We start from the raw sequence: 7,292 nt of genomic DNA, 5'->3' as shown, positions 1-7,292 counted from the left end.
GAGCAAGCTCCCTCGCCACAAAAGCATCATCTGAAAAAGTGGTGTAAAAAAAGACCCCGCTCAACCAGGTTGAACGGGGTCTTTTTTATGGGTGTCGCTTACGGACGCTTGCGATTGCTGATCAACGTACCCACGCCGGTATCGGTGAAGATTTCCAGCAAAATTGCATTCGGTACGCGGCCGTCGATGATCAAGGAGCTGCCGACGCCGCCCTGTACCGCTTCCAGTGCGCAGCGGATCTTCGGCAGCATGCCGCCGTAGATGGTGCCGTCGGCGATCAGTTCATCGACCTGTTGCGTCGACAAGCCGGTCAGGACCTTGCCGGTCTTGTCCATCAGGCCGGCGATGTTGGTCAGCAGCATCAGCTTTTCGGCTTTCAGTGCTTCGGCAACCTTACCCGCCACCAGGTCGGCGTTGATGTTGTACGACTCACCGTTGGCGCCGACGCCGATGGGCGCGATGACCGGGATGAAGTCACCCTTGACCAGCAAGTTCAGCAAGTCGGTATTGATGCCGACGACTTCGCCCACATGGCCAATGTCGATGATTTCCGGCTGGGTCATCTCCGGCGTCTGGCGGGTGACGGTGAGTTTCTTCGCCCGGATCAGCTCGGCATCCTTGCCTGTCAGGCCGATGGCGCTGCCGCCATGACGGTTGATCAGGTTGACGATGTCTTTGTTGACCTGGCCGCCGAGGACCATCTCCACCACATCCATGGTTTGCGAGTCGGTGACGCGCATGCCGTCGATGAAGTGGCTCTCGATCGACAGGCGCTTGAGCAGGTCACCGATCTGCGGGCCGCCACCGTGCACCACCACCGGGTTGATGCCCACGGCCTTCATCAGCACGATGTCGCGGGCGAAGCCGGTTTTCAGCTCCTCGCTTTCCATCGCGTTGCCGCCGTATTTGATCACCAGGGTCTTGCCGACATAGCGTCGGATATAAGGCAACGCTTCGGACAGGACCTTGGCGGTATTGGCGGCGGCTTCGCGTTCGAGGGTCATTCAGGGCTCCGGTGGTGCTTCAAAAATCAGAACGGTAGTTGAAGATCAGGTGCAACACGTTTGAGTTGGGTGTGGAACACATCCTTGATGCGCTGCAGTTCGGCTTCGTTGTCGGCTTCGAAACGCAGGACCAGCACCGGCGTGGTGTTGGACGCGCGAACCAGGCCCCAGCCTTGGGGATAGTCGACCCGTACACCGTCGATGGTGGTCAGTTCGGCCCCTTCGCCCCATTGAGCGTCGTGCAGTGCATCAATGATGCTGAATTTGCTCTCTTCGGTCACATGGATATTGATTTCCGGCGTAGAAATATCGTTCGGGAAGGTCGCGAAGAGCTCTTCGGCCGAGGATTTCTCTTTGCTGAGTATTTCCAGCAGGCGCGCGGCGCTGTAAATGCCGTCGTCAAAACCGAACCAGCGCTCCTTGAAGAAGATGTGGCCGCTCATTTCGCCGGCCAGCAGGGCGCCACTCTCTTTCATTTTCTTCTTGATCAACGAGTGGCCGGTTTTCCACATGAGTGGGCGACCGCCGTATTCCTTGATCAGCGGCACCAGGCGGCGGGTGCATTTAACGTCGAAGATGATTTCGGCGTTCGGATTGCGCGCCACCACGTCACGGGCGAACAGCATCAGCAAGCGGTCCGGGAACACGACGCTGCCAGTGTTGGTGACCACGCCCACGCGGTCGCCGTCGCCGTCGAAGGCCAAGCCCAGGTCGGCGTTGGTTTCCTCGACCTTGGCGATCAGGTCTTGCAGGTTTTCCAGCTTGCCCGGGTCCGGGTGATGGTTGGGGAAGTTGCCGTCCACTTCGCAGAACAGCGGAATGACTTCGCAGTTCAGGGCTTCAATCAGTTGTGGGGCGATCACGCCGGCCGCGCCGTTGCCGCAATCGACCACCACTTTCAGGCGACGGGCGAGTTTGACGTCTTTGACGATCTCGTCGTTGTAGCGCTCGAGGATATCGACCTTGGTGATACTGCCTTGGCCGCTGGTCAGGTCGTTGGTTTTGAGGCGGGTGTGCAGCGCCTGGATCTGCTCGTTGGCGAGGGTGTCGCCGGCGATGACGATCTTGAAGCCGTTGTAGTTCGACGGGTTGTGGCTGCCGGTGAGCATCACGCCGGATTTACCGGCCAGCACGTTGGCGGCGTAGTACAGCGCTGGCGTCGGCACCAGGCCCACGTCGCTGACATGGCAACCGCTGTCGGCAACCCCTTTGATCAATTGTTCAACCAGCTCGGGGCCGGACAAGCGACCATCGCGACCGACGCACACGTTCGGTTCACCCTGCGCCAGGCTCTGGGAGCCGATGGCGCGGCCGATCCAATAGGCGGTTTCGGCGGTGAGGGTCTCCGGCACCACGCCACGGATGTCGTAGGCGCGGAAAATGCTGTCAGGGAAGATCGGGGCGATTGCGGCTGGGGTGTTCATGGGCGGGGCGCTCTATCAGGAAAATGACTGGACAGGCCGGCGGTTCGCGTCGGCAGGCTCAAACTGAAGGGTATGACGGCGTTTTTGACAGAGAGTTCGCGGTGGGAAAGTGCCATGAGACAGCGTTACCTGGCCTCTATCGCCTAATACATTGATTCCGGATGGGAAACCTTGCAGCCGGCCTGTGCGCATTTTTCGTCCTGAAACAGAAGCTTAATAAATGGGCCGGGCGAGACGCCCGGCCTGAAACAGCTGGATCAGTGGCTGCCGGAATGCCCGAAGCCGCCAGCGCCACGCTGGCTCTCGTCGAATTCTTCCACCAGTTCGAAGTGCGCCTGGACTACCGGGACCAGCACCAGTTGGGCGATGCGCTCGCCCACGGCGATGTTGAACGCCGTTTGACCACGGTTCCAGCACGACACCATCAGTTCGCCCTGGTAATCGGAGTCGATCAGGCCCACCAGATTGCCCAGCACGATGCCATGCTTATGGCCCAGGCCCGAGCGCGGCAGGATCAGCGCAGCCAGGCCCGGGTCGCCGATGTACACCGACAGGCCGGTTGGGATCAGCAGGGTCTGGCCTGGCTCCAGGACGGTGTCCTGCTTGAGCATGGCCCGCAGGTCGAGGCCGGCGGAACCCGGTGTGGCGTATTGCGGCAGCGGGAATTCGGTGCCGATGCGAGGGTCGAGGATTTTGGCTTGTAGAGCGTGCATGTCAATTAAACCTGGTTCAGCCGTTCGGCGATAAAAGTGATCAGCTGGCGGGCAATCTTGCTCTTGCTGGTCTGGGCGAAAAGGGTGGCGTGCAACTGGCGATCGATCACGCTGCAGGCGTTTTCTTCGCTGTTGAAGCCAATGCTCGGGTTGGCGACGTCGTTGGCGACGATCAAGTCCAGGTTCTTGTCCTTGAGCTTGCGCGCGGCGTAATCGAGCAGGTGCTCGGTTTCGGCGGCAAAGCCGACACTGAACGGACGGTCCGGGCGGGTGGCGATGGTCGCGAGGATATCCGGATTGCGCACCATTTGTAGTAGCAGGCCGTCGCCGCTCGTAGGGTCTTTCTTCAATTTTTGCGGGGCGACGACTTCGGGGCGGTAGTCCGCCACCGCCGCCGAGGCGATGAACAGATCGCACGGGATGGCCGCTTCGCAGGCCGCCAACATGTCCCGGGCGCTGACCACGTCGATGCGGGTGACCCGATCAGGGGTGGGCAAATGCACAGGGCCGGTGATCAGGGTGACCCGGGCGCCGGCTTCCACGGCGGCTTCGGCCAGGGCGAAGCCCATTTTCCCGGAGCTGTGGTTGGTGATGTAGCGCACCGGGTCGATGTTTTCCTGGGTCGGTCCGGCGGTGATCAGCACATGCTTGCCGGTCAGCGCCTGGCGCTGGAAGCAGTCGGCGGCGCACTGGGCCAGATCGTTGGCTTCGAGCATGCGTCCCATGCCGACATCGCCGCAGGCCTGGCTGCCGGAAGCCGGGCCAAAGACTTTCAGATCGCGGCTTTGGAGCAATTGCAGATTGGCCTGGGTGGCCGGATCGCGCCACATGGCCTGGTTCATGGCCGGCGCGACGGCGACCACGGCGTCGGTGGCGAGCACCAGGGTGGTCAGCAAATCATCCGCGATACCTTGGGCCAGGCGGGCGATCAGGTCAGCCGTGGCCGGGGCGATCAGCACCAGATCGGCCCACTTGGCCAGTTCGATATGGCCCATGGCGGCTTCGGCCGCCGGGTCGAGCAGGTCCAGGTGAACCGGGTGCCCGGACAGGGCCTGCATGGTCAGCGGAGTGATGAATTCACTGCCGCCGCGGGTCATGACGACCCGTACTTCCGCGCCCTGGTCGATAAGCCTGCGGACCAGCTCGGCGCTCTTGTAGGCGGCAATGCCACCGCCGACGCCCAGAACGATGCGTTTCCGATACAGCCGCTGCATAGGCCTGCCTTTCGATTTCAATGGTCAGTGCAGGGCGAACCCCTCGACAGCAGCCTGCCTGGGTGCAAATCGCCTGCAAAAAAGATGGGCTACGATATCACAGCGACCGCTACGGAACAGCGGCGCCCACAATCAGGGAGATGCTATGAGTATTCGCGATTGGCCGGTGGCCGAGCGGCCACGGGAGCGGTTACTGGAGTTGGGATCGGCGAGTCTTTCGGACGCCGAGCTTTTGGCGATTTTCTTGCGCACAGGTGTGTCGGGTAAAAGCGCGGTGGACCTGGCGCGACATCTGCTGCATCAATTTGGAGGCCTGCGGGTTTTGCTCGAGGCTGATCTGCATACCTTCAACGCACAACTGGGGCTGGGCCCGGCGAAATTCGCGCAGTTGCAGGCCGTGCTGGAGATGGGGCGTCGGCATCTGGCCGAAAATTTGCGGCGCGATTCGGTGCTGGAGAGTCCGCTGGCCGTGCGGGACTACCTCAAGGCGATGTTGCGTCACGAGCCTCATGAAGTGTTTGGTTGCCTGTTCCTCGATTCCCGGCATCGGGTGCTGGCGTACGAGGCCTTGTTTCGAGGTTCCATCGATAGCGCGAGCGTCTATCCGCGGCAGGTGGTCAAGCGCGCCCTGGCCCATAACGCCGCAGCGTTGATCCTGTGCCACAACCACCCCTCCGGGCACACCGAGCCCAGCCAGGCCGACCGGTTGCTCACTGAGCGGCTTCAGGAGGCGCTGGAGCTGATCGACGTGCGGGTGCTTGACCACTTCATTGTTGGCGATGGTGAGCCGCTGTCGATGGCGGAGTATGGGTGGATGTAGGCGCGGTCAGGCTTGAATAATCCCTTGTGGGAGCAAAGCTTGCTCGCGATAGCGGTTTTACAGCCAACAGAAGTGTTGTATGTAACGACGTGATCGCGAGCAAGCTTTGCTCCCACAGGGGGGCTCTGTGGGGCAGTGGTCACTTGAGGCTGACCTTCGAATAATCCTGCCGCCCAAACGGGCTGACCGAGTAGCCCTGCACATCCTTGCGGGTCAGGGCGAACGCGGTCGGGTGCGCCAAGGGCAGCCACAGGGCCTGTTGCTGGATCTGCGCCTGGGCCTGCTCATAGAGTTTGGTGCGCACGCCCTGCTCGCTCGTGGTCTTGCCGGCGCTGATCACTTTATCCAGGTCCGGGTTGCAGTAGCGGGCGAAGTTGGTGCCGGACTTGAGCGCTGCGCAGGAAAACTGCGGCGTGAGGAAGTTGTCCGGGTCGCCGTTGTCGCCGGCCCAGCCCATGAACAGCAAGTCATGTTCCCCGGCCTTGGCGCGACGGATCAGTTCGCCCCATTCGATCACGCGAATCTCGGCCTGAATGCCGATCTGCGCCAGGTCGGCCTGCAGCAGCTGCGCGCCCAGGCTGGGGTTGGGGTTCAGCAGACTGCCGGAAGGGCGGGTCCAGATGGTGGTCTGAAAGCCGTCCTTCAAACCGGCCCTGGCCAGAAGGTCACGGGCCTTGGCCGGGTCATGGGCGTAGCCGGGCAAGTTTTTGGCGTAGCTCCAGGTGTTCGGTGGGTAGGGGCCCTTGGCCGCTTCGGCGGTGCCCTCGAAAACGGCCTTGAGGTAGCTGGCCTTGTCGAAGGCCAGGTTGATGGCTTGTCGAACCTCGGGCTTGTCGAAGGGTGGGTGCTGGCTGTTGATCGCCACGAACGCGGTCATGAAGGCGTCGGTCTGCGCCACTTTCAACGTCGGCTCCTGCCTGGCGGCCTGGACGTCCTGCGGCTTGGGTGACAGGGCGATCTGGCATTCGTTGCGCCGCAGTTTTTGCAGGCGCACATTCGCGTCCGGCGTGATGGCGAAGATCAGCGGATCCACTTGGGGCTTGCCGGCGAAATAGTCGTGGTTGGCCTTGTAGCGAATCGAAGCGTCTTTCTGGAACCGGTTGAAAATGAACGGGCCGGTGCCGATGGGTTGGTTGTTGAGTGCTTCTGGCGTGCCGGCTTTCATCAACTGATCGGCGTATTCAGCCGAATAGATGGAGGCAAAGCCCATGCTCAAAGTGGCCAGGAAGGTCGAATCCGCATGATCGAGGATGAAGCGCACGGTCAGCGGGTCCAGCGCGTCGATTTTCTTGATCAGGCTCGGTAGCTGCATGGACTGGGCGTGGGGGTAGCCGCTCTGGGCGATCTTGTGCCAGGGGTTCGCCGGGTCAAGCATGCGTTCGAAGCTGAACTTGACGTCCTCGGCGGTCAGATCGCGGCGCGGCGTGAAGTATTCGGTCCGGTGGAATTTGACCTGCGGACGCAGCTTGAACACGTAGGTCAGTCCATCGGACGAGACTTCCCAGCTCTCGGCGAGGCTGGGGATGACCTTGCCGCTGGCGGTGTCGAAATCCACCAGGCGGTTCATCAGCACGTCGGCGGATGCGTTGGTGGTGGTCAGCGAATTGTATTGAACGACATCGAATCCTTCCGGGCTGGCCTCGGTACAAACGCTCAGGGCGGCGGCCTGGGCCAGCGGGCTGATCAGCAGAGGGGCGAGCAACAGTGGGAGGGCAGCGAGGCGCATGGTCGGTTTCCTGTGCAAGTCGAAGGCCCATCTGCATGTGCAGTCTGGAAAAGGCCTACCCTAGTGGCCTCGCTGGAAAATGACTATCCCCTTTTTGCATTTTCCGGCACCCTGCGGCGCTGTATTAACGGCTCCAGCTCGGCATCGGTAAAAAAAACCGGCCTGCAGCGACGAGCGGTCAAAGGCGGCGCCAGCCTGTGCCCAAGCCGTTCGGGGGTGTTGCTCGTTGCTTTCCAACGAAGACAAATCACACCGGCTGTTGTTGCGCTGTGGTCTTTCTGGTATAAAGCAGCGCTCTTTTCTAGGGGCCCGGTTCCTTCACTGTAGGTGTAGCCGGTAAGACCCTTAAAGAAACGCGGCGCCTGGCGCCAAATGACTGAGAGATTAAGCG

General features: G+C 61.4%; 5 protein-coding genes and 1 pseudogene. 1 reads left to right on the top strand and 5 read right to left on the bottom strand.

The annotated features are described in order from the left end of the window. Positions 1-98: 98 nt before the first annotated feature. The 4 genes and pseudogenes from argB to coaBC all read right to left on the bottom strand — a co-directional run bounded on the left by argB (position 99) and on the right by coaBC (position 4,355). The gene (gene argB / locus HU811_RS06245) at positions 99-1,004 is read right to left on the bottom strand and encodes an acetylglutamate kinase (RefSeq protein WP_092394989.1); all 906 of its coding nucleotides are present in this window, start codon (positions 1,002-1,004) and stop codon (positions 99-101) included. A 26-nt stretch (positions 1,005-1,030) separates the two neighbouring features. Beyond that, a pseudogene (locus HU811_RS06240) lies at positions 1,031-2,434 on the bottom strand (phosphomannomutase/phosphoglucomutase); the annotation flags it as partial. A 251-nt stretch (positions 2,435-2,685) separates the two neighbouring features. Then, positions 2,686-3,141, bottom strand: coding sequence for a dUTP diphosphatase (gene dut, locus HU811_RS06235; protein WP_092394996.1), 456 nt, complete (start codon positions 3,139-3,141; stop codon positions 2,686-2,688). A gap of 5 nt (positions 3,142-3,146) precedes the next feature. After that, positions 3,147-4,355, bottom strand: a complete 1,209-nt coding sequence (coaBC, locus tag HU811_RS06230; protein WP_092452936.1) for a bifunctional phosphopantothenoylcysteine decarboxylase/phosphopantothenate--cysteine ligase CoaBC — start codon at positions 4,353-4,355, stop codon at positions 3,147-3,149. Between the two features lie 145 nt (positions 4,356-4,500). Here coaBC and radC point away from each other — a divergent pair, with 145 nt between their 5' ends. After that, positions 4,501-5,175 carry a RadC family protein gene (gene radC / locus HU811_RS06225; protein WP_092395002.1) on the top strand — a complete coding sequence of 225 codons (675 nt, stop codon included), beginning with the start codon at positions 4,501-4,503 and terminating at the stop codon, positions 5,173-5,175. Between the two features lie 139 nt (positions 5,176-5,314). On the opposite strand, the gene HU811_RS06220 is transcribed toward radC, so the two are convergent. Then, a complete protein-coding gene (locus tag HU811_RS06220) occupies positions 5,315-6,901 on the bottom strand; it encodes an ABC transporter substrate-binding protein (protein WP_186654694.1) in 1,587 nt (528 codons plus the stop codon). Positions 6,902-7,292 lie beyond the last annotated feature (391 nt).

Origin of the sequence: Pseudomonas tehranensis (assembly GCF_014268615.1) — a bacterium.
Lineage (GTDB): Bacteria > Pseudomonadota > Gammaproteobacteria > Pseudomonadales > Pseudomonadaceae > Aquipseudomonas > Aquipseudomonas tehranensis.
The sequence above is the reverse complement of the archived record's forward strand: the minus strand, read 5'-3'. Positions and strand labels throughout refer to the sequence as shown.